General features: G+C 66.9%; 25 protein-coding genes. 14 read left to right on the plus strand and 11 right to left on the minus strand.

The window, feature by feature from the left end; genetic code table 11:
• Positions 1-90 precede the first annotated feature (90 nt).
• On the plus strand, positions 91-888 hold the full coding sequence (locus DDZ14_RS02390) for a dimethylarginine dimethylaminohydrolase family protein (protein WP_109423344.1): 798 nt from the start codon (positions 91-93) through the stop codon (positions 886-888).
• On the opposite strand, the gene DDZ14_RS02395 is transcribed toward DDZ14_RS02390, so the two are convergent.
• From DDZ14_RS02395 to DDZ14_RS02405, 3 genes are all read right to left on the minus strand, one after another.
• Positions 878-1,690 carry an aspartyl/asparaginyl beta-hydroxylase domain-containing protein gene (locus tag DDZ14_RS02395; protein ID WP_158275443.1) on the minus strand — a complete coding sequence of 271 codons (813 nt, stop codon included), beginning with the start codon at positions 1,688-1,690 and terminating at the stop codon, positions 878-880. The two genes, DDZ14_RS02390 and DDZ14_RS02395, sit on opposite strands and share 11 nt — an antisense overlap.
• Before the next feature lie 125 nt (positions 1,691-1,815).
• Complete coding sequence (locus DDZ14_RS02400) at positions 1,816-2,250, minus strand: cytochrome c (protein ID WP_109423346.1); 435 nt, start codon at positions 2,248-2,250, stop codon at positions 1,816-1,818.
• A 73-nt stretch (positions 2,251-2,323) separates the two neighbouring features.
• Positions 2,324-3,094, minus strand: a complete 771-nt coding sequence (locus tag DDZ14_RS02405) for a gamma-glutamyl-gamma-aminobutyrate hydrolase family protein (protein WP_109423347.1) — start codon at positions 3,092-3,094, stop codon at positions 2,324-2,326.
• A 260-nt stretch (positions 3,095-3,354) separates the two neighbouring features.
• Here DDZ14_RS02405 and pepN point away from each other — a divergent pair, with 260 nt between their 5' ends.
• The 3 genes from pepN to DDZ14_RS02420 all read left to right on the plus strand — a co-directional run bounded on the left by pepN (position 3,355) and on the right by DDZ14_RS02420 (position 7,269).
• Positions 3,355-5,937 carry an aminopeptidase N gene (pepN, locus tag DDZ14_RS02410; RefSeq protein ID WP_109423348.1) on the plus strand — a complete coding sequence of 861 codons (2,583 nt, stop codon included), beginning with the start codon at positions 3,355-3,357 and terminating at the stop codon, positions 5,935-5,937.
• 60 nt (positions 5,938-5,997) lie between these two features.
• Positions 5,998-6,555, plus strand: coding sequence for a type 1 glutamine amidotransferase domain-containing protein (locus tag DDZ14_RS02415; RefSeq protein WP_109423349.1), 558 nt, complete (start codon positions 5,998-6,000; stop codon positions 6,553-6,555).
• A gap of 105 nt (positions 6,556-6,660) precedes the next feature.
• On the plus strand, positions 6,661-7,269 hold the full coding sequence (locus tag DDZ14_RS02420; RefSeq protein WP_109423350.1) for a dimethylsulfonioproprionate lyase family protein: 609 nt from the start codon (positions 6,661-6,663) through the stop codon (positions 7,267-7,269).
• Between the two features lie 192 nt (positions 7,270-7,461).
• On the opposite strand, the gene DDZ14_RS02425 is transcribed toward DDZ14_RS02420, so the two are convergent.
• Complete coding sequence (locus tag DDZ14_RS02425) at positions 7,462-8,058, minus strand: transglycosylase SLT domain-containing protein (protein ID WP_109423351.1); 597 nt, start codon at positions 8,056-8,058, stop codon at positions 7,462-7,464.
• Positions 8,059-8,234: 176 nt separating this feature from the next.
• On the opposite strand from DDZ14_RS02425, the gene gatB reads away from it, so the two are divergent.
• From gatB to DDZ14_RS02435, 3 genes are all read left to right on the plus strand, one after another.
• On the plus strand, positions 8,235-9,746 hold the full coding sequence (gatB, locus tag DDZ14_RS02430) for an Asp-tRNA(Asn)/Glu-tRNA(Gln) amidotransferase subunit GatB (protein WP_109423352.1): 1,512 nt from the start codon (positions 8,235-8,237) through the stop codon (positions 9,744-9,746).
• A gap of 3 nt (positions 9,747-9,749) precedes the next feature.
• On the plus strand, positions 9,750-10,814 hold the full coding sequence (locus DDZ14_RS19255; RefSeq protein ID WP_146193053.1) for a hypothetical protein: 1,065 nt from the start codon (positions 9,750-9,752) through the stop codon (positions 10,812-10,814).
• Between the two features lie 162 nt (positions 10,815-10,976).
• Complete coding sequence (locus DDZ14_RS02435; RefSeq protein WP_109423353.1) at positions 10,977-11,375, plus strand: DUF4177 domain-containing protein; 399 nt, start codon at positions 10,977-10,979, stop codon at positions 11,373-11,375.
• 10 nt (positions 11,376-11,385) lie between these two features.
• Here the strand turns inward: DDZ14_RS02435 and DDZ14_RS02440 are convergent, their stop codons facing one another.
• A complete protein-coding gene (locus DDZ14_RS02440) occupies positions 11,386-11,643 on the minus strand; it encodes a BolA family transcriptional regulator (RefSeq protein ID WP_109423452.1) in 258 nt (85 codons plus the stop codon).
• Positions 11,644-11,734: 91 nt separating this feature from the next.
• Here DDZ14_RS02440 and DDZ14_RS02445 point away from each other — a divergent pair, with 91 nt between their 5' ends.
• Positions 11,735-12,361: a J domain-containing protein gene (locus tag DDZ14_RS02445; protein ID WP_109423354.1), complete on the plus strand. Its 627-nt coding sequence runs from the start codon at positions 11,735-11,737 to the stop codon at positions 12,359-12,361.
• A gap of 11 nt (positions 12,362-12,372) precedes the next feature.
• Here the strand turns inward: DDZ14_RS02445 and DDZ14_RS02450 are convergent, their stop codons facing one another.
• A complete protein-coding gene (locus DDZ14_RS02450; RefSeq protein WP_146193054.1) occupies positions 12,373-12,942 on the minus strand; it encodes a hypothetical protein in 570 nt (189 codons plus the stop codon).
• A 184-nt stretch (positions 12,943-13,126) separates the two neighbouring features.
• Here DDZ14_RS02450 and cobS point away from each other — a divergent pair, with 184 nt between their 5' ends.
• The 5 genes from cobS to DDZ14_RS02470 are packed head-to-tail and all read left to right on the plus strand — an operon-like array spanning position 13,127 to position 18,518.
• Entirely contained in the window at positions 13,127-14,113 is a 987-nt protein-coding gene (cobS, locus tag DDZ14_RS02455) for a cobaltochelatase subunit CobS (RefSeq protein WP_109423356.1), read from the plus strand.
• 10 nt (positions 14,114-14,123) lie between these two features.
• On the plus strand, positions 14,124-14,429 hold the full coding sequence (locus tag DDZ14_RS19260) for a hypothetical protein (RefSeq protein ID WP_146193055.1): 306 nt from the start codon (positions 14,124-14,126) through the stop codon (positions 14,427-14,429).
• On the plus strand, positions 14,429-16,315 hold the full coding sequence (gene cobT / locus DDZ14_RS02460) for a cobaltochelatase subunit CobT (protein WP_109423357.1): 1,887 nt from the start codon (positions 14,429-14,431) through the stop codon (positions 16,313-16,315). The genes DDZ14_RS19260 and cobT overlap by 1 nt, the downstream gene beginning before the upstream one ends.
• The gene (locus DDZ14_RS02465) at positions 16,315-18,117 is read left to right on the plus strand and encodes an aminopeptidase P family protein (RefSeq protein ID WP_109423358.1); all 1,803 of its coding nucleotides are present in this window, start codon (positions 16,315-16,317) and stop codon (positions 18,115-18,117) included. The genes cobT and DDZ14_RS02465 overlap by 1 nt, the downstream gene beginning before the upstream one ends.
• A gap of 56 nt (positions 18,118-18,173) precedes the next feature.
• Positions 18,174-18,518 carry a DUF427 domain-containing protein gene (locus DDZ14_RS02470; RefSeq protein ID WP_109423359.1) on the plus strand — a complete coding sequence of 115 codons (345 nt, stop codon included), beginning with the start codon at positions 18,174-18,176 and terminating at the stop codon, positions 18,516-18,518.
• A 9-nt stretch (positions 18,519-18,527) separates the two neighbouring features.
• Here the strand turns inward: DDZ14_RS02470 and DDZ14_RS19620 are convergent, their stop codons facing one another.
• Both DDZ14_RS19620 and DDZ14_RS02475 read right to left on the minus strand, forming a co-directional pair.
• Entirely contained in the window at positions 18,528-18,692 is a 165-nt protein-coding gene (locus tag DDZ14_RS19620; protein ID WP_158275444.1) for a hypothetical protein, read from the minus strand.
• A gap of 248 nt (positions 18,693-18,940) precedes the next feature.
• A complete protein-coding gene (locus DDZ14_RS02475) occupies positions 18,941-20,626 on the minus strand; it encodes a chloride channel protein (protein WP_369914347.1) in 1,686 nt (561 codons plus the stop codon).
• Between the two features lie 86 nt (positions 20,627-20,712).
• On the opposite strand from DDZ14_RS02475, the gene DDZ14_RS02480 reads away from it, so the two are divergent.
• Entirely contained in the window at positions 20,713-22,086 is a 1,374-nt protein-coding gene (locus DDZ14_RS02480) for an FAD-binding oxidoreductase (RefSeq protein ID WP_109423360.1), read from the plus strand.
• Between the two features lie 442 nt (positions 22,087-22,528).
• On the opposite strand, the gene recN is transcribed toward DDZ14_RS02480, so the two are convergent.
• The 3 genes from recN to lpxC form a co-directional block, all read right to left on the minus strand.
• Positions 22,529-24,178 carry a DNA repair protein RecN gene (recN, locus tag DDZ14_RS02485; RefSeq protein WP_109423361.1) on the minus strand — a complete coding sequence of 550 codons (1,650 nt, stop codon included), beginning with the start codon at positions 24,176-24,178 and terminating at the stop codon, positions 22,529-22,531.
• 14 nt (positions 24,179-24,192) lie between these two features.
• The gene (locus DDZ14_RS02490; RefSeq protein WP_109423362.1) at positions 24,193-25,029 is read right to left on the minus strand and encodes an outer membrane protein assembly factor BamD; all 837 of its coding nucleotides are present in this window, start codon (positions 25,027-25,029) and stop codon (positions 24,193-24,195) included.
• A gap of 127 nt (positions 25,030-25,156) precedes the next feature.
• Positions 25,157-26,077, minus strand: coding sequence for a UDP-3-O-acyl-N-acetylglucosamine deacetylase (gene lpxC / locus DDZ14_RS02495; RefSeq protein WP_109423363.1), 921 nt, complete (start codon positions 26,075-26,077; stop codon positions 25,157-25,159).

Consider the following 26,077-nt stretch of genomic DNA (forward strand, 5'->3'; position numbering starts at 1 on the left):
GAAATCCGCCGTTTTCAGCATCTTGACGGGAAAAGGGAATTCACCGAAGGCTGCGAACCATCCCGCCGCCGCCCGTATGAAGGAGAGGGCATGACCCGTTTCGATCCCTGCCATTTCACCCATGCGATTACCCGCGGCCCCGCCGCCAGTATCGCCCGCGGGCTGCGCGCCGGTGCCGGCGAAGACCCCGATCCGGCCACGTTCGCGCGCGAGCATACCGCCTATGTCGAAGCGTTGCGCGCGGCAGGCGCGGAGGTGATCGAGTTGGAGCCGCTCGACGCCCACCCGGACTCGGTCTTCGTGGAAGACCCGGCACTTTGCCTGGGCGATACCGCCATCCTGTTGCGCCCCGGCGCACCCAGCCGTTTCGGCGAGCGCGACGCGATCCGCCCGACGCTGGAGGCGCTCTTCGAGACCGTGATCGACCTGCCCGAAGGCGGCTTTGTCGATGGCGGCGACATCCTGACGACCGGCGCGGAGGTTCTGGTCGGACGCTCGGCGCGCACCGATGCCGCCGGCGTGGCGGCGCTGGCGCCGCTGACCGCCGCGCTCGGCCTGCCGCTGCGCGTCGTCCAGACCCCGCCCGAGATCCTGCATTTCAAGACCGAATGCGGGCTGCTGGATCGTGATTGCGTCTTCGCAACGCGGGCCATTGCCGAGACAGGCTGTTTCGAGAGCTATCGCGTGATCCTCGCGCCGGAGGGCGAGGAAGCCGCCGCCAACCTGATCCGCTTCAACGACAAGGTTTTCGTCAGCGCGGGCTACCCAAAAACCGCGGCCCTGCTGCGTGCCGAGGGCTTCGACGTGGCGGAGATCGCCACCTCGCAGGCCGCCCGCGTCGATGGCGGGCTCTCCTGCATGTCGCTGCGCTGCACGATCAGTCGCTGAGTTTTTCCAGGTTCTCGTCGGCCCGCCGTGTGGCGGCCTCGAACCGCGCCTCGAAATCGGCCAGGTTCTTCTTGGGCTCCTGATAGAAGGCGGTGAACTTCATCAGACCGAGCATGATGCGGTTGAGCATCCGCCCACGCCAGGACATCGGCCGGTCGAAATCGAAGAGCAGGATCACCCGCTCCTCGTCGGTGTCGTTCCAGACCTCGTGCTCGTAGGTGTCGTCGAGCACGATCACCTTGCCGGCTTCCCAGGCGCGGATCTCGTCATCCACGCGGATGCGGCATTTCTCGCGCTCCGTCGGGATGATCAGCCCCAGATGGGCACGCAGGATGCCCTTGGTCACACCGGTATGGGCCGGGATGTGATAACCGGGCGCGAGGATCGAGAACCAGGCGGTCTGGACATTGGGCACGCGGCTCAGGATCTCGGCGGTCACCGGGGCCTGGCGCGCATTCTTTTCCAGCCGCTGCCCGAAGCCGTAGAGCACGAAGGTCTTCCATTTCTGCGACTGCGCGATGCGGTACTGGTCGGGCGAGACTTCCTCGAAACCGGGGATCGCCTCGCGGTGCCTGAGTATCCCGCGCACCTCGTCGCGCATGGCATCCCACTTGTCCTCGAACTCCGCCAGGAAGGGGAAATGATCGGTTTCCACGAAGGGCGTGTCGGGCACGAGGCTCGCCCGGCTCTGGACCCGCGACGCCCAGCGCATCGCGCGCTTGCCGCGCTTCTTGACGAATTTGCGCAGTGGGCGGTTGAGCGTCTTGGGCTTGGTCGGGGTCGTGTTCTCGGTGCTCGCCATCTCTCCGGGTCCGTAGTGGATATCGCGGACGCACTCTAGAACCCGCCGCCGCCCGTGTCGATTGCACATCTGCGCGACTTTAGGCCACGCGTCACGTGGACCTGCCCGGCACGGCGCCTGTCCGGTCAGAAAATCCCGTTCGCCTTCTGCACGCGGCGGATGAAGGCCACGATCGCCTTCACCTCGGCATCGGTGATGCCCTTGACCGGCGGCATGTTTCCGAACCGCCAGTGATGCGATCGCACTCCATTCCGGGCGGCCAGCAGGAACGCCATGTCGCCGTGATGTCCCGGCTCGTAGATCTTGTGGATCAGCGGCGGTCCGGCGCCGTCGCGCCCGGCCCCGTTGCTGCCGTGGCATTTCGCGCATTTGGCCTCGAAGGCCCGCGCGCCGATTTCCGCATTATCGTCCAGGTCGGGCAGCGTGACCGCAACCATCGCATCCCCCGCGGCGGCCGGGGCAACGGCCTGTGGCGGCGCGTCGCCCGTCGCCAACCAGTAAAAGCCGGCCGCTGCAACTGCCGCGACGCCGAGCGTCAGGATGACACGCCCCGATACCATGCTCGTCCTCCGACTTGACCTATGCCGAAACGGTCTGCCGCCTTCCCGCGCGGGAACGTCAAGTCCGAATGCGTCAGACCGCGCGCGCCATCCGCTCGCCCCGCGACCAGCGGTGGACCGCCGCGCCGAACGCCTCAAAAAGCGGCCGCGAGACCGGGTCGTTGGCGGCGTTCCATTCCGGGTGCCACTGGACCGAGAGCGTGAAGCCCGGCGCGTCGCGCACATGGAGCGCCTCGGGCGTGCCGTCGGGTGCGAAGCCCTCGATCACGACGCGCGGTCCCGGCATCTCGATGCCCTGACCATGCAGGGAGTTGACCATCACCTCGTCGGCGCCGAAGACGCGCGAGAAGACGCCACCCGGTTCCAGCCGTATGTTGTGGCGCAGCGCGAACTGTTCCTCCACCGTGCCGTCGGGCGGCATCCGGTGGTTCATCCGGCCCGGTAACTCGCGGATTTCAGGGTGCAGCGTGCCGCCCATGGCGACATTGACCTCCTGAAAGCCGCGGCAGATGCCCAGGAAGGGCTGGCCGCGTTCCACGCAGGCGCGCACCAGCCCCAGCGCGATCGTGTCGCGGGCGCGGTCGAACGCCCCATGCGCGTCGGTGGGCTCCTGCCCGTACTCCTCGGGATGCACGTTTGGCCGTCCACCGGGCAGCACGAAGCCGTCGAACCGTTCCAGCAGATCGGCCACCGAGACGAAACGCGGGTCGGTCGGCACGATCACCGGCAGCGCGCCGGAAACCTCGGCGACCGCGGCGCTGTTGAGCATGCCGCCGCCATGCGTCCAGTAGCGGTCGTCGATCAGATAGCTGTTGCCGAGAATGGCGACAACGGGGCGGGTCATGGCACCTCCGCGGAGTATCGGGCCTTATGGCTGGCCTCAATCTAGCCCTGCGGCGCGCCGGGGTGAAGGGGCTGCGCACGCGCCCCGCCCCGCGCGGATCAGTAGGCCGAAACGGCCTCATCCCCGCCGGGCCGGTCGCCGATCTTTCTCGCGCCCAACCGGCGTGCCTGGAGTTCGGTTCCCTTTTCACGGCTTGCAACCAGGGTTCAGATCGCCATTGTCGAAGACGGATTCCCACTCCGCGCCCCCAAGGAGCCCCGATGAGAGACGCCGCCCCGCAGACGATCCGGCTTGCCGATTACACCCCGCCCGCATGGCTGGTCGAGAAGGTCGATCTGACCTTCCGGCTGGACCCGGAGGCGACGCACGTGATCTCTCGCATCGCGTTCCGGGCCAATCCCGCCCATGGCGGGCGCGGCGATCTGCGGCTCGACGGCGAGGGGCTGCGCCTGATCCGCGCGGCGCTGGACGGCATCCCGTTGGCGGCGGGCAATTTCGGGACCGACTCCACCGGGCTGACCGTGCCCGCGGAAGCTCTGCCCGGCGACGCATTCACCTGGGAGGCGGAGGTGGAAATCGCCCCGGCCGGCAACACCGCGCTGGAGGGGCTTTACCTGTCGGGCGGGATGTTTTGCACACAGTGCGAGGCCGAGGGCTTCCGCAAGATCACCTATTACCCGGACCGCCCCGACGTGATGGCGCCTTTCAGCGTGCGTATCGAATCCGAGATGCCGGTCCTGCTGTCGAACGGCAATCCTGTCGCCTCCGGCGCCGGCTGGGCGGAATGGCACGACCCCTGGCCGAAGCCGTCCTATCTCTTCGCGCTGGTCGCGGGGGATCTGGTGGCGCATCGCGACACCTTCACCACGGCCTCGGGCCGGCCGGTCGCTCTCAATGTCTGGGTGCGCCGCGGCGACGAGGACAGATGCGCCTATGCGATGGATGCACTCAAGCGCGCGATGCGCTGGGATGAGCAGGTCTATAGCCGCGAATACGACCTCGACGTCTTCAACATCGTCGCCGTGGACGACTTCAACATGGGCGCGATGGAGAACAAGGGCCTCAACATCTTCAACTCCAAATACGTGCTGGCCAGTCCCGAGACCGCGACGGATCTCGATTTCGAGCGGATCGAGGGCATCGTGGCGCATGAGTATTTCCACAATTGGACAGGAAACAGAATAACTTGTCGCGACTGGTTCCAGCTTTGCCTGAAGGAGGGGCTCACCGTCTATCGCGACCAACAGTTTTCCGGCGACATGCGCAGCCACGCGGTCAAACGCATCGAGGACGTGCTGCAACTCCGCGCCCGGCAGTTCCGCGAGGATAACGGCCCGCTGGCTCATCCGGTGCGGCCAGAAAGCTATATCGAGATCAACAATTTCTACACCGCCACGGTCTACGAGAAGGGCGCCGAGTTGATCGGGATGCTACGCCGCCTGGCGGGCGACGAAGGCTATGCACGGGCGCTCGATCTCTATTTCTCGCGCCATGACGGGGAGGCCGCGACGATCGAGGACTGGCTCAAGGTCTTCGAGGACGCCACCGGGCGCGACCTGGGGCAGTTCAAGCTCTGGTACAGCCAGCCGGGAACCCCGCGGCTGCATGTGAGCGAAGACTTCAAGAACGGCACGTATACCCTTCATTTCAGGCAGGAAACGCCGCCCACGGCCAGACAGCCGGAGAAGCGGCCGCTGGTGCTGCCCATTGCGGTGGGGCTGCTGGCGCCCGACGGCCGCGAGGTCCATCCCACCACCGTCCTGGAGATGACCGAACCCGAGCAGAGCTTTTCCTTCGACGGACTGGACGCACGCCCGGTCCCGTCGCTGCTGCGCAGTTTCTCGGCGCCCGTCATCCTGGTGCGGGAGACGAGCACCGAGGAGCGCGCCTTCCTGCTTGCCCATGACACCGACCCGTTCAACCGCTGGGAAGCCGGGCGGGCGTTGGCCAAGGACGTGCTTACCCGGATGATCACCGACCGCGCCGATCCCGGCCCCGCCTATCTCGACGCGCTGGCGGCGATGGCTGGCGACGAGTCGCTGGACCCGGCCTTCCGCGCCTACGGCCTGGCGCTGCCGTCCGAAGACGACATGGCGCAGACGCTGCATGACGCGGGCGTGGTGCCGGACCCGCTGGCGATCCACGCCGCGCGCGAGCGGCTGACGCTGGCGGTCGCGCGGCATCTGTCGAGCCTTCTGCCCGGCCTCTATGCGAGCATGGAGACCCCCGGCCCCTTCACCCCGGACGCCGCCGCCGCCGGGCGGCGCAGCCTGCGAGGCGCGGTGCTGCGTCTGCTTACCCGGCTCGATCTGGGCGCGGTCGCGGAACGGCAATTCGCAGATGCCGACAACATGACCGAACAGCTCGCCGCCCTGGGCTGCCTGCTCGACGCGGAAACCGGCGCGGGGCAGGACGCGCTGGCGCGGTTCGCCCGGCAATGGGGCCACGACCGGCTGGTGATGGACAAGTGGTTCACTCTCCAGATCGCCCATGCGGCGCCGGAGCGCGCTGTGGCGGTAACCGATGGGCTGACCGGGCACCGCGATTTCGACTGGCTCAACCCCAACCGTTTTCGCGCCGTGATCGGTGCGCTGCCGATGCTGAACCCGGCCGGCTTCCACGATCCGTCCGGCGCGGGCTACCGGCTTGTGACGGATTGGCTCCTGCGGCTCGACGCGCGCAATCCGCAAACCACGGCGCGGCTCTGCTCGGTCTTCGAGACCTGGGGCCGCTACGACACCGACCGCAAGGCGATGATCGAGGGCGAATTGCGCCGCATCCTGGACACCGAGGGCCTGTCGCGCGACACGACCGAAATGGTGGGCCGGATCCTGGGCGCGTGACGGAACCGGGCGTGGACCGCCGCGTTGGGCTGGGACATTCAACGCGAACGGAGGTCCGCAATGCCCGCGATCAACGAGGCACGCATTCTCATCATGGCCACACACGGCTTCGAGCAGTCGGAACTGGAAGCACCGCGCGACAAACTGAAATCGACCGGCGCGACGGTCCACCTGGCGACCCCCGGAGGTGAGGACATTCGCGGCTGGAACAAGGGCGACTGGGGCGCACAGGCCCCCCATGACCGCGCACTGGGCGAGATCGACGCAGCGGATTACGACGCGCTGGTGCTGCCCGGCGGGCAGATCAACCCCGACATCCTGCGCACCGACGAAACCGCAGTGCAGCTGGTGCGCGATTTCGTCGATGCCGGCAAGATCGTGGCCGCTATCTGTCACGCCCCCTGGATGCTGGTGGAGGCGGACGCGGCCCGCGGCCGGCGCCTGACCTCCTATCCGTCGATCCGCACGGATGTGGTCAATGCCGGCGCCGAGTGGGTGGATGAAGCGGTGGTCGTCGACAATGGTATCATTACCAGTCGCAATCCCGGCGATCTGGACGCCTTCGTGACGAAAATCATCGAGGAAGTGCAGGAAGGCCCGCATCCGCGCGCCGCCTGAGGGCGAATTGAAGGAAGGTTGTCGCTTTCGTACATCCCGGTCGCGCCGGGACGGGCGCGGCCCACATTTCGGCGCAGACTTCCCAACCGGGAGGAGCTTGCGGCCATGCGGAGATCCGAGACCACAGCGCCGCTGGCGCACCTGCTGACCGCGCTTGCCGCGCTTTACGTCGCCGAACCGCGTGACGGAGGTCTGGCGGCAGCCGCGGCGTTGCGGGAGGCGGCGGACGGGCCGTTGCCCGCGCCCTGCAACGTTCCGGCCCCGCTGGCCGCGGGGCTGGCGCAGGTTCTTACGGGCGCGGATGCGTCCCTGGCCGCCGCGATTCGCGCCGCCCTGCCCTGGATCGTTTGGGAGTTGAGCCGCCATGACGGGCGCATCTGCGATGAGTATGCGCTTCACATGATGACGGCGGAAATCCTGGGGCCCGACGGTATCCTGCATCACGACAACCTCCGGGTCGGGCTCTTCCTGCAATCGGGCGGGCTGGCCTATCCGACCCGCGCCCATGCCGCAGAGGAAACTTTCATCATGCTGGCCGGACAGGGGCTCTGGCAGGCCGGCGATGGGCCGGCGCTGTTGCATGGCGCAGGGGTGCTGATCCACCATCCCGGCATGGTGCCGCATTCCAGCACCACCCTGCCGGGTCAGCCGCTGCTGGCCGCCTGGCGATGGAGCGGCGATATCGGTTTCGACAGCTACCTTCTGACGGGCTGAGCGCGGACCGACAGGCAGATTGAATACGCCCGGTGGGCCGTTCTCGTGGCGTAACCCATCCCATGACGCATTCCTTCCGAGCCGGAAAACCAGGGCCGCCCGTGCCGGGAACGCGACAAGGTTCCGAAGGCCGCGTGGAATTTTCACCGCCGGAGACATTCTCCGGCAGCCTGACGATACCGTGCCGGGGATTCAGATCGGCTTGCGGCAGTAGCTCTGGCTTGCGGTCCAGTGGGCCATGTCCGCGCGTTTGGAGGACCAGGCGAAGGGCCCCCAGTCGGCGGCGACGCCACCGCCGCCCGCCGCGACCACGCCGTCGCGCGGCACCGTATGGGCCATGATCCGCACGGCACAGCTCAGGTTGGCGCCGCCGTCCTGAAGCGCCGCGCCCGAACGCGCCTTGCAGCCATAGCCGCGCGCGGTGGCCGGTGCGATCTGCACCAGCCCGAACCAGCGACCGCCGCCTCCCACCGCATCGGGCCGCCAGGTACTCTCGTGCTTGGCCAGCGCCGAGAGCAGCCCCGACCAGAAGGCCCGCCGCGCCGTGGGCGAGGCCTCGCGATAGGCCGGGCACCAGGTGTCGATATCCGCGGGCTCGGTCTGCGCCAGGGCCGCGCCATGCGAGGTCAGCGCGCTCATTGTCGCACTGGTCCAGATATCGGCCTCGGGCCGGTGGTCCCAACGCATCGCGGGCACAATGGCGGCGGTGCTGGCGCGCGGCGCACCGTTGCCGTCGCATCCCGTCAGAACCATCAGCGCCGCCGCGGCGGCCAGCAGGGGTCTGGTCATTCCATACTCTCCCTCGAAAGACGCCGGATCATGCGCGCGGCACGATGGCCACGTCCAGTGCCAGACCGCCGCATCGGCGGAGAGCCGCTAGGTGCGCGGCCGGCACCCGCCCACTTGCCCCCCGCCGGGGCCTGTCATAGAACGCGGGGGCGCGACGATCTGACAGGACGCCCCCCATGCTCGACCTTGCCTATACCGACCCCGCCCCCAAACGCATCTCCGGCGCGACCGGCGACTGGGAACTCGTGATCGGGCTGGAGGTGCATGCGCAGGTGGCCTCGAAGGCTAAACTCTTCTCCGGTGCCTCGACCCGTTTCGGAGCCGAGCCCAATTCCAACGTCGCCTTTGTCGATGCCGCCATGCCAGGCATGCTTCCGGTCATCAACGAATTCTGCATCGAGCAGGCGGTGCGCACCGGCCTGGGGCTGAAGGCGGCGATCAACCTGCGCTCGGCTTTCGACCGCAAGAACTACTTCTATCCCGACCTGCCGCAGGGCTACCAGATCAGCCAGCTCTACCATCCGCTGGTCGGCGAGGGCGAAGTGCTGGTCGATATGGAGCCCGGCGTGGCGCGGCGCGTCCGGATCGAGCGCATCCATGTCGAACAGGATGCGGGCAAGTCGATCCACGACATGGACCCCAACATGTCCTTCGTGGATCTCAACCGCACCGGCGTCGCGCTGATGGAGATCGTGAGCCGTCCCGACATCCGCGGACCGGAGGAGGCGGCGGCCTATGTCGTCAAGCTCAGGCAGATCATGCGCTATCTGGGCACCTGCGACGGCAACATGCAGAACGGCAACCTGCGCGCAGACGTGAATGTGTCGGTCTGCCGCCCCGGCGATTACGAGAGATACCAGGCGACCGGCGACCATTCCGTGCTGGGCACGCGCTGCGAGATCAAGAACATGAACTCGATGCGCTTCATCCAGCAGGCGATCGAGTACGAGGCCCGCCGCCAGATCGCAATCCTCGAGGATGACGGCAGCGTCGATCAGGAAACCCGGCTCTTCGACCCCGACCGCGGCGAGACCCGCACCATGCGTTCCAAGGAGGAGGCGCATGACTACCGCTACTTCCCTTGCCCCGACCTGTTGCCGCTGGAGATCGAGCAGGACTGGGTGGACGCGATCCGCGACAACCTGCCGGAACTCCCCGATGCCAAGAAGGCGCGTTTCGTGCTGGAATTCGGGCTCAGCGAGTACGACGCCAGCGTGCTGACGGCGGATGTCGAGTCGGCGGCCTTCTTCGAGCAGGTGGCCGAAGGGCGCGACGGCAAGATGGCCGCGAACTGGGTCATCAACGAGCTGTTCGGGCGACTCAAGAAGGACGATCTGGACATCACCGCAAGCCCGGTCAGCCCGGCGCAGATCGGCGGGATCGTCGATCTGATCGGCAAGGGCGACATTTCGGGCAAGATCGCCAAGGGGCTTTTCGAGATCGTCTATACCGAAGGCGGCGAGCCGGCGCAGATCGTCGAGGCGCGCGGCATGCGCCAGGTCACCGATACCGGCGCGATCGAGGCCGCGGTGGACGCGGTGATCGCCGCCAACCCCGCGCAGGTGGAGAAGGCGCAGGCCAACCCCAAGCTCGCGGGCTGGTTCGTGGGCCAGGTGATGAAGGCCACCGGCGGCAAGGCCAACCCCAAGGCCGTGAACGAGATCGTCAGCGCCCGGCTGGGGCTGTAGCTGATGTTGCTTGGAAGATCAGTTAAATTCATCCTGTTCGGCCTAAACTTCGTATGCGTCATCGCGGCGGCAAGCGCAGCGCTCGCGCAAGACGAATACAAGAACGGTTGCGACCCTCTCAACGCCTACCAATGCTATGAAATCGCCGAGGCTTACGCCAGCCACTCGAGCGATCCAATCCCTTTCGATTTGACCCGCTCCGCGGCGCTCGCCGATATGGCCCGCAAAGCAGCGGACGAAGGCTGCCGTGAAGGACGAACAGGCGATTGCATTGTTCTGATCGACGTGACTTTTGGAACTATTATTCTGCCCGCCGCGCAGATTGAGCGGCAAGCGGAAGCATTGAAAACACTGGAGGCCACGGCAGGATTCGGATGCATAGCGGGTTCACCAATTGAGTGCGGGCTCTATCAACAGATCCTTCCAAACAAATTGAGTATTGAATTGGCAGCCAGTCACCGAACAGGACGGACACCCGCCTCCATTATTGAAGATTTCAAGACTAATACGGACCTCGCACAGCGCATGTACCGGATGGTTGCCCTGCAAGCTATTCCAGGTTCTCGAAGGCAATGCGAGAACGGGGATGCGAGGGTCTGCGGGCAACTCGCGGATTTACTTCGGTCTACCGGCGATAGCGCACCATTTTCGGAACTCATCGATATGTATTTGAAGGCGTGCATTGCAGGCTTTCAGTCAGACTGTGATAGTGCTGAGAGCCTAATCCTCTCTCCGCGCCGTTCAGCCAGCGACGATCAAGAAGTCGTCGCAAGCGTGCAGGAACAGATTGCAGAAGTTGTTTCGCTTTGCAGTCGAGGACATGCACCGGTCTGCCTGATCGCAGAGCACGTTGTCGAACCAAGCACTTCATCTCGCGGGTATCGCGAGAAAGCCTGCGATCTAGGATATGCGCTGGCATGTCGTGAAAGCGGCGCAAAGCATTTTCGCCGCTACAGAAAGACATCCTCTACCGATGAAATGGACCAAGCCATCCACTATCTTACCCGAGCCTGCAAATTGGACGACATCTATGCGTGTCACATATTGGAACATGCACGAGAATCATGACACGACCAACTGCGCCAACCCCAAGGCCGTGAACGAGGTCGTCAGCGCCCGGCTGGGGCTCTGACGGCGCCGGCGCATCTTGGGCATGGACCCGGTCCCGCGGGCTCTGCTAGGCTAGGCCGGTCCGTAACCTCGTGAAGCAGCCGACCGGGGGCAGAGCAGATGCAGAGCTACGAATACAAGGTGGTGCCCGCGCCGCGGCGCGCCGAGGCGGTCAAGGGGCTGCGCAAGACCGATGCGCGCTTCGCCCATACATTGGCGAAGCTGATGAACGAATTGGGCGCCGAGGGCTGGGAATATGTCCGCGCCGACGCGTTGCCGGTGGAGGAACGCTCCGGCCTGACCTCCCGCGTGACGATCTACCAGAACATGTTGGTCTTCCGCCGCCCGAAGGCCACGGCGACTGCCGCCCCGGCGGAGCGGAACGCGCCGCAGGTGAAGGCCACGCCACGCCCGGCGCGCGAGGGCGACGCGGCAGCGAAAGAACCGCGCCTGCGCGCCGTCCCTTCCGAGCCCGAGACCAAAGCCGGCATCGCCAGCTCCGACAAGGCGGCCGAGTAACCCGCACGGCTCAAACGTCGATATCGAGCGCCAGCGCGTGAATGCGCGCCACGAGCGCCGGCGTGAGCGCGGCATGCACCGCGCGGTGCCGCGCGAGCCGCGTCATGCCCTTGAACGCCTCCGCCCGGATCATCACATTGAAATGCGTCTGCCCGCCCTCGCGCCAGCCGGCATGACCGCGATGGCGCTCGCTGTCATCCGTCACCTCCAGCAGGCGCGGCGCGAAGGCATGTTCCAGCCGGTCACGGATTTCATCCTCGATGTGCAAGAGTTTTTCCGCCTCCGGCGTCAGATTGCACTTGGTTCGCACGCACAGAAGACTAAAATGACCGGCCCGAGTCGAGAAGAGATGCGCATTCATGGCTGACCGTCCCCCCTTCGAGTTCGACATGCGGGTTTCCGCAGACAAGAAGAAGCGCACGCGCGGCCGGCGCGGCATGTCTGGCGCCTTCGAGACCTCGCAGCGGGTCTGCGAACATCCCGCCTGCGACAAGCCGGGCCAGTACCGCGCCCCGAAATCGCCCGACCAGCTCGACGAGTTCTACTGGTTCTGCCTGGAGCATGTGCGCGAGTACAATCTGAAATGGAACTTCTTCTCGGCCCAGAGCGAGGAGGAGATGGCCGAACAGTTGCGCGAGGACCGGGTGTGGGAACGTCCCACCCGCCCGATGACCGACAGCGAGCAGCGCGCCTGGGCGCGGCTGGGCGTGGACGACCCGATGCAGATCCTGGGCGAGAACGCTACCCGCAATCCCGGCAAGCGGGTCGCGGGCTCCCGCCGCCTGCCTCCCACCGAACGCCGCGCCATCGAGATCCTAGACGCCCGCGACAACTGGACCAAGACCGAGATCCGCAAGCAGTACAAATCGCTTATCAAGGACCTGCATCCGGACATGAACGGCGGCAACCGCGCCGACGAGGACCGCCTGCAGGAGGTCGTCTGGGCCTGGGACCAGATCAAGGCGAGCCGCAGCTTCAAGGACTGAGGCGCGCGGGGCTAGGGTTCGCGATCCACGCTCCTGGCAAGTCCGCCCGGATGGTTGTGCCGCCAGCGCCGCGCGATGAGATGTACCGCGACCATCATCACCAGCCAGAGGAGCGGCAGCCAAAGATACTGGGTCGCCCATACCAAAACTAAGACCACGCCGAAAGCAGCAGCCGGAAAGAGCAGGTCGAGCGACCCGCTTGGCCCGGCCTGCCCGCCCTCCAACGCCATCAACACCCCTACACAAGAGAACAATGCCCCGCCGAGCGCCCCTCCGACCAGGGTTGTCACGGGCGCAGCCACCAGCACGGCAAGCCACCCGTAGATACCTGGGGCGCCAAAATGACTGGCGAAAAAATATCCCGCCAACCCGGCACCCCCGGCAGCAATACCCGACTGAAGCATCAGGGTCCCGGCAGAGGGGACGGCCAGCATGGCCCCCTCCGCCAGATGGGCAGCATTCGGCGCGTGGGCATAAGCCACACCAACCACCGCCAGCAACATCGCAATACGCAGCCGCAACACCAAAGGCAGGTGCAGAGGGCGCCCGGCATGGAACGGTATCGGATCGGGCGGTGGCATGGCGCTCCTTGCTGACAGCAATCGCCACGCACCCTGAGGCAACCGCGCCGAGCCGTCAAGAACGTGCCGACCGGGCCACAGATCCCCGCCCTTTTCCTTGCCTCCGCCAGCGATATGTTCCACACAACCCGAATTAAGACCACGGCCCGCCGCGCGGGCACAGACGACAGGAATGGCGAGAGACATGGCGGACGGCAGCACGGAAATGGCCCAGCAGCCCACGAAACGCATTTCGGTGCGCGACGTGTTCGGCATCGACACGGATATGGAGGTCTATGCCTTCGCCGAGCGCTCGGATCGCGTGCCGGATGAAGATGCGACCTACAAGTTCGACCCGGACACGACGCTGGCGATCCTGGCGGGGTTTTCCCATAACCGGCGGGTGATGATCCAGGGCTATCACGGCACCGGCAAGTCCACCCATATCGAACAGGTGGCCAGCCGGCTGAACTGGCCCTGCGTGCGGGTCAACCTGGACAGCCATATCAGCCGGATCGACCTGATCGGCAAGGATGCGATCAAGCTCAGGGACGGCATGCAGGTGACCGAATTCCAGGAAGGCATCCTGCCCTGGGCACTGCGCAATCCGACCGCGATCGTCTTCGACGAATACGATGCGGGCCGCGCGGATGTGATGTTCGTGATCCAGCGGGTGCTGGAGGTGGACGGCAAGCTGACGCTTCTCGACCAGAACGAGGTGATCACGCCGCATCCCTATTTCCGGCTTTTTGCCACCGCCAACACAGTCGGGTTGGGTGACACAACCGGGCTCTATCACGGCACCCAGCAGATCAACCAGGGCCAGATGGACCGCTGGTCGATGGTGGCGACGCTGAACTATCTCTCCCACGACGCGGAGACGGCGATCGTGCTGTCGAAGAACCCGCATTACAACACCGAGAAGGGCCGCAAGAAGATCAGCCAGATGGTGACGGTGGCCGACCTGTCGCGCACCGCCTTCATGAATGGCGATCTCTCGACGGTGATGAGCCCGCGGACGGTCATCAACTGGGCGCAGAATGCCGAGATATTCCGGGATCTGGGATATGCGTTCCGGGTGACGTTCCTGAACAAATGCGACGAGCTGGAACGCCAGACCGTGGCCGAATTCTACCAGCGCTGCTTCGACGAGGAGCTTCCCGAAAGCGCGGCAAGCGTGAGTTTGGGGTGAGGACACTGACGTGGCAAAAATGGTCGTTTGGACATTTGTTACGCTCACTATTGCCCTCATTAGTTACAATTTTGGCTTTAAATCAGGTCGAGAAACCGCGCCTGATTCAATAGCATATGAACGCGAAAGAGATGCAAAGCTGGATCGTGATCTGGACGTTTTGTTGAAGGAACCGACAGCCGAGGAGTGCCTGCAGTTCGTTAGTGGTTTTGATGGGGACATCGAACAAATCTGCAGCAATTGGTATACTGACGAGCAAGAGCGGCGCCACGAAATGTACCAGGGACGCGATCCCGACTATCGGGGCCGTAATTGATGACCAAACCCACCGACAACCCCGCCGATCCGTTCAAGAAGGCGCTGGCCGAGGCCACCAAGACCATGGCCGACGACCCGGAGATGACGGTCAGCTATTCGGTCGATCCGCCGGGCATGGCCGGGGACGCGATGCGCCTGCCGCAGGTCAGCCGCCGGATGACCCGCGACGAGGTGATGCTGGCGCGCGGCACAGCGGATGCGCTGGCGCTGCGCCGGCGCTTCCATAACGAGCGCACGGCGGCGAAATACGAACCCCAGGGCGAAGCCGCGCGCGCGCTCTACCACGCGATGGAAACCGCCCGCTGCGAGGCGATGGGCGCCCGCGTCATGCCCGGCACCGCGGTCAATATCGACGCGCGCATCGCCCATGAGGCCGCCCGCAAGGGCTATGGCGAGATCACCCAACCGGGCGAGGTGCCGCTTGCCGTGGCGGCGGGCTACCTGCTGCGCCACCTGGCCACCGGGCGCGAACTGCCGCCGGACGCGGGCAATGTGATGGACCTCTGGCGCGGCTTCATCGAGGGCCAGGCCGGGGAGACGTTGCAGGATGTCGGCGAGGTTCTCTCCGACCAGGCGGAATTCGCCCGGCTCGCGCGGCGGGTCATCAGCGATCTGGGCTATGGCGATCAGCTCGGCGACGACCCCGACGCGCAGGACGACGACCGCGACGAGACCGCGGAGGAGGACGAGGAGCAGGAGCAGCAGGAAGACGACGAGAGCCAGACCGACGAGCAGTCCTCGGAGGATCAGGACGCCCCGCCCGACGACAGCGAGACCGAAGAGACCGATCAGTCCCAGGCCGAGGTGGCGATGGACGAGTTGTCGGACGAGGACATGTCCGACGAGGCCGAACTGCCGCAGGGCGAACCGCCGATGGAGCCGCCCCCGCCCGCGCCCCATTCCGAGGCCGACCCGGATTACGCGGTCTACTCCACCTTGCAGGACGAGGAGATCCGGGCCGAGGACCTGGCCGAGCCGGCCGAGCTGGAGCGTCTGCGCGCCTATCTCGACCAGCAGCTCGATCCGTTGAAAGGCGCGGTGAGCCGGCTGGCCAACAAGCTCCAGCGTCGGTTGCAGGCGCAACAGAACCGCAGTTGGGAGTTCGACCTGGAGGAGGGCATCCTCGATGCCGGGCGGCTGGCACGCGTGGTTGCCAACCCGACGACTCCGCTCAGCTTCAAGCAGGAAAAGGATACCGAGTTCCGCGACACGGTGGTGACGTTGCTGCTGGACAATTCCGGCTCGATGCGCGGGCGGCCGATCTCGATCGCGGCGATCTGCGCCGATATTCTGGCGCGCACCCTCGAACGTTGCCAGGTGAAGACCGAGATCCTGGGCTTCACCACCCGCGCCTGGAAGGGCGGGCAGGCGCGCGAGGCCTGGCTGGCGGCGGGACGCCCGGCCACGCCCGGCCGTCTCAACGATCTGCGCCACATCATCTACAAGGGCGCCGACACGCCCTGGCGCCGCGCCCGGCCCAGTCTGGGACTGATGATGAAGGAAGGGTTGCTGAAGGAAAACATCGACGGCGAGGCGCTGGAATGGGCGCATCGGCGAACGGTGGGCCGGCCGGAGGCGCGCAGGATCCTGATGGTGATCTCGGACGGCGCGCCGGTGGACGACAGCACCCTGTCGGTCAACCCGGCGAATTACCTGGAGAAGCACCTGCGCGACGTGATCGCGATGGTGGAGCGCCGCCGCGCGGTGGAACTGATCGCCATCGGCATCGGACATGACGTGACGCGTTACTACAATCGCGCGGTCACGATCACGGATGTCGAGCAGCTCGCCGGCGCGATGACGGAACAGCTCGCCGCGCTCTTCGATATCGACCCGAAGGCCTCGCAGCGCGCCATGCGCGTGTCGCTGAAACGGGCCGGGTGATGTTCCAGAGTTTCACCGTCACCGCCCGCCCCGAACAGGGGCCGCCGCGGCTGGAACGGCTGCGCGCGGCGATGGCGGAGACCGGGCTGGACGGGTTCCTTGTGCCCCGCGCCGACGCCCATCAGGGCGAGTATGTGGCGCCGCGCGATGAGCGGCTCGCCTGGCTGACCGGCTTCACAGGCTCGGCGGGTTTCGCGGCGGTGACGGCCACGCGCGCCGGAATCTTCATCGACGGGCGCTACCGGGTACAGGTCCGCGCGCAGGTCGATACCGATGCCTTCACCCCGGTGCACTGGCCGGAGACGAAACTGGCCGACTGGCTGAGGGAGGCGCTGCCGGGGGGCGGCCGCGTCGGTTTCGACCCTTGGCTCCACACCCAGAAGCAGCGCGCCGATCTGGACGCCGCCCTGCAGGGCATTGGGATCGCACTGGAGCCCTGCGCGAACCTGATCGACGCCTGCTGGGCAGACCAGCCCGCCCCGCCGCAAGGCCCTGTCACCGCCTATCCCGTCGACCTGGCCGGCGAATCCAGCGCCGCCAAGCGCGCCCGGCTGGCCGGGACACTTACCGCCGAAGGGGTCCGCGCCGCCGTGCTGACCCTGCCCGACAGCATCGCCTGGTTGCTCAACATCCGCGGCGCGGACGTGCCGCGCAATCCGGTGCCGCACGGCTTCGCCGTCCTCGCCGACAATGGCGGGGTGCAGCTTTTCACCGATCCGGCAAAGCTGAGCGAAGGAGTGGAGACGCATCTGGGCGTGGATGTGCGCCTGGCCGCGCCGGCGGAATTCGAGGCGGCGCTGGATGCGCTGGAGGGGCCGGTCCGGCTCCACGCCGAGAGCGTGCCAGTCGCGGTGGCCGAGCGGCTGGACGCGCGCGGCACCGCGATCGACTGGGGGGCGGAGCCCTGCATCCTGCCCAAGGCGCGCAAGAACGCGACCGAGATCGCCGGCGCGGTGGAGGCGCATCTGCGCGACGGCGCGGCGGTGGCGGAGTTCCTTTGCTGGCTCGACCGGACCGCGCCGGGCGATCTGACCGAGATCGCGGTGGTGCGCGCACTGGAAGGTTTCCGGCGGGCCACCGGCGCGCTGCGCGACATCAGCTTCGAGACCATCGCCGGGGCCGGACCGCACGGCGCCATCGTGCACTACCGCGTGACCGAAGAGACCGACCGCGCGCTCGCCTCGGGCGCGTTGCTGCTGGTCGACTCGGGTGGGCAGTATCTGGACGGCACCACCGACATCACCCGCACCATCGCCATCGGCGCGCCCGGCGCGGCGGAGCGCGACGCCTTCACCCGCGTGCTGCGCGGCATGATCGCGATTTCGCGCACACGCTGGCCGCGCGGGCTGGCGGGGCGCGACCTGGACGTGCTGGCGCGCTGGCATCTCTGGCAGGCGGGCCAGGATTACGACCACGGCACCGGGCACGGCGTGGGCGCCTATCTGAGCGTACACGAGGGTCCGCAGCGCCTGTCGCGGCTGGGCGAGACGGCGCTGGAGCCGGGCATGATCCTGTCCAACGAGCCGGGCTATTACCGCGAAGGCGCCTTCGGCATCCGGATCGAGAACCTCGTCGTGGTGGAGGAGGCCCCCGCCCTGCCCGGCGGCGACGACCGGCCGATGCTGCAATTCCGCACATTGACCTTCGCCCCGATTGACACACGGCTGGTGGATGTGGCTATGTTAGCGCTCGCCGAGCGGGACTGGCTGAACGCCTATCACGCCGAAACATACAGGAAAATCGCGCCGCGTTGCGGTGGCGAGACCCGCGACTGGCTCGCGACAAGCACCGCGCCGATCTGACACGCTTCTGTCACCGGGATTTCTGTATACTCCATGTGTAGTGGAAAGGGGGACCGATGAACGAGAAGAAAATCCATATCCGCCCGGCCGATGGCCATTGGGTCGTCCGCGCCGGCGGCGCGGTGATCGGGGAAAGCCACGAGGCCCTGGAACTGACGGAGGGCGACTATCCGCCCGTCATCTATTTCCCGCGCGGCGATATCGGCATGGCCTTTCTCGACACTTCGGACACCACCACGCAATGCCCGCACAAGGGACAGGCGAGCTATTTCAGCATCCAGACGAAGAGCAAGCTCATCAAGGATGCCGCCTGGTCCTACGAAGACCCGATCGAGAGTGCGGCGCGCATCGCCGGGCATCTGGCCTTCGACCCAGAAAAAGTCACGGTCGAACAACTCTGACGCGCGGGATCAGGCTGCGATCAACCCTGGCTGGGTCGTGTCCTCGCCGGACGCGGCGGGATTGCGGGTCCGGCCGGTCAGCCGCCTCGCCTCGCATACCCTGAAATCCCGGCGCGCGGTGACCATGCCCTGCGCCGTTCCTGCAGGACGGCTGCGGGCGATCTCGGCGGTCATGTGGCACGCCGCACCACGCATAATGATGCTCTCGCAGAGCGCCCCCCTCCGCCTGCGTCAATTCGTGCCCCTATCCGCTGTTCACGTTTGCCCCGGTTGCGACCGCGAATTCGTTGTCGAACGCCTCGAATATGGTGGCCATGTCCTGTCCCGGCAGTTGGACGGCCAGCCTCGCCCGATGGACTTACCGCACACTTAGAGCGCGCCGTAGCGTGGACGGGAAGTTGCACGGGATTTATCTCAGATCTTCAGGAATGTTCTTCCTCGGCGGTCGCCGCGAGCGCCCGGTTTAGTGCCTTGAGCGCATCGACCTGGAAGACCGCGCCCCAGAGTACGGTCGGCGCATCCTCATACGCGCGGCTGACCACGGGCAAGAAATCGGGGTTCTTCTCGTCGAAGACCGGCATCGCCGATTCCAGCGTCGCGCCGCGGTCGATGAAGAGTCCCTCCTCGACCATCTCCCAGCACCGCGCCTCGTCGGCCGCGCGCTGGCTGTCCCGAGGCCGCATCACCAGCGAGACCGGCACCGTCGCCAGAAGGTAGGCCTGCGGCCCCGCCGCCAGATGCCGGTTGCGCCGCTCGAGTTGTGTCAGGAAGAAGCTGCGATCCACCATCCGGCTGGCCAGCGCGGTGGAAAGCGAGACCGAGACCATGACCGCCAGCCCCGTCTGCCAGTCGCCGGTCAACTCGAAGACGATGAGCGTGGTGGAGATGGGCGCGCCCAGCACCGCGGCCGCGACCGCCCCCATGCCCGCCAGCGCATAGAGCGTCTGCGAGCCCGAGACGGTGGGAAAGACCGCCGTCGCCACCAGCCCGAACGCCAGCCCGGTCAGCGCGCCGACCATCAGCGAGGGCGAGAACATGCCGCCCCCCATGCGGCCCGCCATCGTCACGGCGACCGCGAAGACCTTGACCGCGGCGAAGACCACCGCGTTCCAGAGCAGCAATTCGCCGGTCAGCGCGTGCGATGTCGTCTCGTAGCCGACACCGATGATATGCGGAAACCAGATCGCGACGCCGCCCAGGATCAACCCGGCCAGGGCCGGGCGCAGCCACGCGGGCATGCCGGTGGCGCGCTGAAACTCGTTGCCGATATCCTCGGCCCAGAAGACACCGCGCATCAGGACCACCGCGACCAGTCCGCAGACCAGGCCCAGAAGCAGGAAGGCGGGCAGTTCGACATAGAAGCCCAGGACGCTCTCATCGGGCAGGCGGAACTCGGTCACGTTGCCGAACTCCAGCCGGCTGACCACGGTGCCCGCGACCGACGCAATGACGATCGGCGCGAAGGCGTGCACGGCGAAATGCCGGAGCACCACTTCCAGCGCGAAGAGCGCCCCCGCGATCGGCGCATTGAACGAGGCCGAGACCGCTGCGGCCACGGCGCAGCCCAGCAGGTCGCGCCCGTTGATCGCATCGGCGTGGATACGGTCGGACACCCAGGTGGAGATCACGCCGGCCAGATGCACGACCGGCCCTTCGCGCCCCGTCGAGCCGCCGGTGGAGAGCGTCACCAGCGAGGCCAGCGCCGAGGCCAGCCCCTCCTTAACCTCGACCCGGCCCTCGCGCATGGCGGCGCCGTCGATCACGTCGGCCACGCCGCGCGCCGTCCTGTTGGCGGTGAAGACATGCAGGATGATCCCCACCGCCAGCCCGCCGGCCACCGGCACCGCGAGCACCACATACCAGGGCAGCGTGTCCAGGTGGCTGGCCAGCATCACGTCATCGGTGCCGTAGATCAGCGTCTGCAACCCGGCGATACCTTTGCGAAAGCCAAGCGCCGCGAACCCCGCCGCGATGCCGATCAGGAGTGCGATGATCCAGAATTGCACCTTGCCGGGCCCGCGCACGCGCAATGTATGCCAGCCCTGCCGCACGCTGTCCGCGCCGCGCGCCAACTCGCGGTCTAGGAACTCTCCAACAGGGTTCGACACGTCTGCTGTCCGCCTCCGCAGGTCGGGAACCGGCTTTCGCCCGCCGCACACAAGGCCTAGACTCCCGGCGACGGAAGGAGGCCCGGATGGCACATGAGCAGGCAATCGCCGCGATACGCGAAACCCTAGGCGATCGGATCACCACGTCCAAGTCCGATCTGGACCTGCACGGCGCGAACGAGACCCATTTCGCGCCGATGCCCCCCGACGCCGTTGCCTATCCCGAATCCACCGCGGAGGTCGCGGCGATCGTGCGGGCCTGCGCGGCGCATGGCTGCCCAGTGGTGGCCTGGGGCACGGGCACCTCGCTGGAAGGCCATGCGCTGGCCCGCCACGGCGGCGTGACGATCGACTTCCAGCGGATGAAGAGGCTCCTTCGGGTCAGCCCGGAGGACATGGACTGCACCGTCGAGCCCGGCCTGACGCGCGAGGAACTGAATACCGAGTTGCGGGCCACCGGGCTCTTCTTCCCGGTCGATCCGGGGGCCAATGCCTCGCTGGGCGGGATGGCGGCGACGCGGGCCTCGGGCACCACCGCGGTGCGCTATGGCACGATGCGCGACAACGTCCTGGCGCTTGAGGTGGTGCTGGCCGACGGGCGCGTGATCCATACCGGCTCGCGGGCGCGGAAATCCTCGGCCGGCTACGACCTGACGCGGCTCTTCATCGGGTCGGAGGGCACGCTGGGCATCATCACCGGCCTGACGCTGCGGCTTCAGGGCCAGCCCGAAGCCGTGTCGGCCGGGATCTGCGCCTTCGACGACGTGGGCGCGGCGGTCAGCACGGTGATCGCGACAATCCAGATGGGCATCCCGATGGCGCGCATCGAACTGGTGGACGCGGCCACGGCGGCGGCCTTCAACGCCTATGCCGATGCCGAGATGCCCGAGAAGCCGCATCTGCTGGTGGAGTTTCACGGCTCCGAGGCCGGCGTCGCCGAGCAGGCCGAGCGTTTTGGCGAGATCGTGGCCGAGATGGGCGGCTCCCCCTTCGAATGGTCGCAGCAGACCGAAGAGCGCAACCGGCTCTGGAAGATGCGCCACAATGCCTATTACGCCTGTCTGGCCTCCCGCCCCGGCGCGACCGCCCTGGTCACCGATGTCTGCGTGCCGATCTCGCGCCTGGCCGAGGCGGTGGAGGAGACCGCCGCCGACATCGCGGCCAGCCCGATACCGGGGCCGATTCTGGGTCATGTGGGCGACGGGAATTTCCATGCCGCGCTTCTGATCGAGCCCGGCAATGCCGAGGAACTCGCAATCGCGCAGGCGCTTTCGCACCGGATGGTGGAGCGGGCACTGAAGCTGGGTGGCACCGCGACCGGCGAACACGGCGTAGGCATGGGGAAGACCGCCTATATGGAGGCCGAGCATGGCGCGGGATGGGAGGTCATGAGCGCGATCAAGCAGGCGCTCGACCCCGAAAACCTGCTCAACCCCGGCAAGCTCCTGCGCGGCAACTGAGGCGGCGCGCAACGCCAGAACAGGGGCGTGGTCGCACCAACGCCCCCGATTCCATTCGATGCAGCCCCGTGCGGGGCACGCGCGCCTGTCAGGTAACGGCCATCCCGGCCAGGATGAAGCCTGCGAAGATCAGGGCGTAGACGCCCAGAAGCGCCGGCCAGGAGGCGGCATTCGTGCGGTGCTCGCGAATCCATTGATCCATGTTCATGGCTACGCCTCCATCGGTCTTGCACGCCCTCGCGCGCTGCGGTCGATCCGTGTCCGAAACCGGGTGGCCGAGCGCCATCCGCCTTCACCGCCCACTTAATGAAGGCGGATCGAAAAACAAGCGGAATGTGGAAAAATATCAATGCAAATTTTGCAGAGCCCAAAGTCGCTCGGTGCATAGCTATGCGCACACGCTTCAAGCTACTGATTTTACGATTTTTTCAGCGCCAAGCCGTCATCCCGGCAGCAACGCGCGGGCGGCGGCGCGTGCCTCTTCGGTCACAGTATCGCCGGCCAGCATGCGTGCGATCTCGTCCACACGGGCCGCCGCATCCAGCGCCGTCACGGCCGAGGTCGTGACATTGCCGCGCACCCGCTTCTCCACCCGCCAGTGATGCGCGCCGAGCGCGGCGACCTGCGGCGAGTGGGTCACGACCAGCAACTGCGCGCCCTCGGCCAGCGCCGCCAGCCTGCGGCCCACCGCATCCGCCGTCGCGCCACCGACGCCGCGGTCGATCTCGTCGAAGATCATGGTCAGGCCCGGCGCGTCCGCGGTCAGGCAGACCTTGAGCGCCAGCAGAAAGCGCGACAGTTCCCCGCCCGAGGCGATGCGCGCCAGCGGCCCGGCGGGCGCGCCGGGATTGGTCGCCACCAGGAAAGCCACGGCGTCGCGCCCGTCCGGCCCGCCCTCCGCCTCCGCGACATCGGTGCTGAAAAGCGCGCGCTCCATCTTGAGCGGGGCAAGCTCGGCGGCCATCGCCGCGTCGAGTCGCGCCGCCGCCGCCCGCCGCGCCGCGCTCAGCGCTCCGGCGGCGGCATCATAGTCCGACTGCGCGCCGGCGAGCGACGCCTCCAGCGCGGCGATATTGTCGGCCCCCGCATCGAGCGCCGTGAGACGCGCGCGCAGATCGTCCGCGAAGGCGCCCAGATCGTCGGGAAGGACATCGTGTTTGCGCGCCAGCCCGCGGATAGCGAAGAGCCGCTCCTCCAGACGTTCCAGGTCGTGCGGGTTGAAATCCAGCGCCTCAAGGCAGGTCTCGACGCCCTGCGCGGCCTCGCCCAGTTCGGTGAGCGCGCGGCCGAGTGCCGCCAGCGGCGCGTCGAGCCGGCCATCGGCGCGGTCGGCCACGCCTTCAAGCCAGCGCAGCGCGTCGCCCATCCGGCCCTCGGCGCCCTCGCCGCCCAGCGCGGCGGCGGCGCGGGCGACATCCTCGCGGATACGCTCCGCCCCCTGCATCAGGCGCCGCTCGGCATCGAGCGCGGCCTCCTCGCCGGGCTGCGGGTCGAGCGCGTCGAGCTCGGCGACAGCGTGGCGCAGGAAATCCTCCTCCCGCGCTGCGGCCTCCAGATCGGCGCGCGCGGCCTCCAGCGCCTTGCGCGCCGCGGCCAGCGCGCGCCATGCGCCGCGCACTGCGCCCAACTCGTCCGAGAGTCCGCCATAGGCGTCCAGCAGAACCCGGTGCCCGCGCGGATTCAGAAGGCCCCGGTCATCTTGCTGGCCATGCAGTTCCACCAGCGTGTCCGACAGCGCCCGCAGCACCTCGCCCGAACAGCGCCGGTCGTTGACCCAGGCCGTCTTGCGCCCGTCGCGGCGGTTGACGCGCCTGAGGATCAACTCCTCCCCGCGCGGCAGGCCGGCCTCTTCAAGTACGGCATGGGCGGCATGGCCGGATCCGAGGTCGAAGACCGCCGTCACCTCGCCTTCCTCTGCGCCGGCGCGCACAAGTTCGGCCCGCCCGCGCCAGCCCAGCACGAATCCCAGCGCGTCAAGCAGGATCGACTTTCCCGCGCCGGTCTCTCCCGTCAGCACGTTGAGGCCCGGCTGAAATTCCAGTTCCAGCCGGTCGATGATCAGCATGTCCCGGATATCGAGACTTCGGAGCATGGCGCGGTCCCGGCTCAGAGCCACTCGCCGCGGATCGTCCGGCGATAGACCGAGGCCAGCCAGCCCCGGCTGCGCGCCTCGGGCGCGAGGCCCTTGCCCTTCAGAAGGCGGAAACTGTCCTCGTAGAAGGGGCTGCCGCGGAAATTGTGGCCCAGGATCGCCGCAGAGGTCTGCGCCTCGCCCACCAGTCCCAGCGCCACGTAGGATTCTGTCAGCCGGTGCAGCGCCTCGGCCGTGTGGCTGGTGGTCTGAAACTCCTCGACCACGACGCGGAAACGATTGATTGCCGCAACGTAATGCCCTCGTTTGAGGTAAAAGCGGCCGATCTCCATCTCCTTGGCCGCCAGGTGATCGAAGGCGAGGTCAAACTTGAGCCGCGCGGTGGAGGCGTATTCGCTGTCCGGATAGCGTTCGATCACCGTGCGCAGCGCCTGGAGGGCCTGGAATGTCATGCCCTGGTCGCGGCCGACCTGGTCGATCTGGTCATAATAGCTGAGCGCCAGAAGATACTGCGCATAGGCGGCATCCTCGTCAGCGGGGAAGAAGTCGATATAGCGCTGCGCGGCGGCGCGGCTTTCCTCGTAATTCTGGTCCTGATGCCAGGCGAAGGCCGACATGATCAGGCCGCGCTTGGCCCAGGCCGAATAGGGATAGAGCCGCTCCACCTCGGTGAAGCTCTTGGCGGCCTCCTCGGCCTTGCCACGCTCGAGTTGTGCCTCGGCCCGGTGATAGAGTTCCTCGGCCGAAAATGTCTCCAGCGGGACATCGTCCTTCTTGTTGCCGCATGCGGCCAGAACACCCAGAAGGCAAAGAACGCCCACGGTTTTTGCCACTCTTCCGCCAAATGCCATGAACACCCAGTCCCGTTCCGTTCCGCCCGCGGGGGCTCGCGGCCCCGCGCCTCTGGCATCTCCTAGCACATTACCGCGAAAGGAAAAACGGATTCCGACCCGCCGTTGCCCGGCCTGCCGATCACGCTCAGGCGACGTGGCGGAGGTCGTCGAAAGACAGGCCAACGCCCGGAAGCCTGGCCACCGTTCCGGCGTCGCAGATCACCAGTTCATAGGACATCGGCGCCGCGAAGAGCTTGCGCAGCAAGGCGTTGGTCATCGCGTGGCCGGCGCGGATGCCGGTGTAGCAGCCCAGAATCGGAAGCCCGGCCAGCGCCAGGTCGCCCACCGCGTCAAGCATCTTGTGGCGAACGCATTCATCGGGATGGCGCATGCCGCCCGGCGTCACGATCCGCGCGCCATCGACCACGACCGCATTGTCGAGCGTACCGCCCAGCGCGAGCCCGGCGGCGCGCATCGCATCGACATCGCTCTGCCGGCAGAAGGTGCGGCTGTCGCAAAGCTCGCGCACGAAGGCGCCATTGGCCAGGTCGAGCCGCAGCGCCTGCCGCCCGATCGCCACGTCCTCGAAGGCGATCTCGTAGTCCATCTCGAACCCCGCGCAGGGGCTCAGCCGCGCGACGCTCTCGCCCTGCATGATCTCGACCGGCTCGAGAATGCGCAGCGCCCGCACGGGCGAGTCAAGGCGGCGCAGGCCACGCGCAAGTATCTCACGGACAAAGCGCGACGCGCTGCCGTCGAGCACCGGAATCTCCGGGCCGTCAATGTCGATCAGCGCATTGTGGACACCACAGCCCGCCAGCGCCGCCATCAGGTGCTCAATGGTTGAGACGCCGACGCCGTCGGCATTGAAAATCTTGGTGCAAAGCCGCGCATTCGACACGGCGTCGAACCGCGCCGGGATCATGTTGTCGCGGTCGGTCACGTCGGTCCGCCGGAACCAGATGCCATGCTCCGCCGAGGCCGGGTACACGCTCATCCGCGCAGGCTGCCCGGTATGCAGACCGGTGCCCAGCAGTGTGAAGGATGATTTCAGTGTCGTCTGCAC

Source organism: Maritimibacter sp. 55A14, from assembly GCF_003122205.1.
In the GTDB taxonomy this organism is placed as follows: domain Bacteria; phylum Pseudomonadota; class Alphaproteobacteria; order Rhodobacterales; family Rhodobacteraceae; genus QEYE01.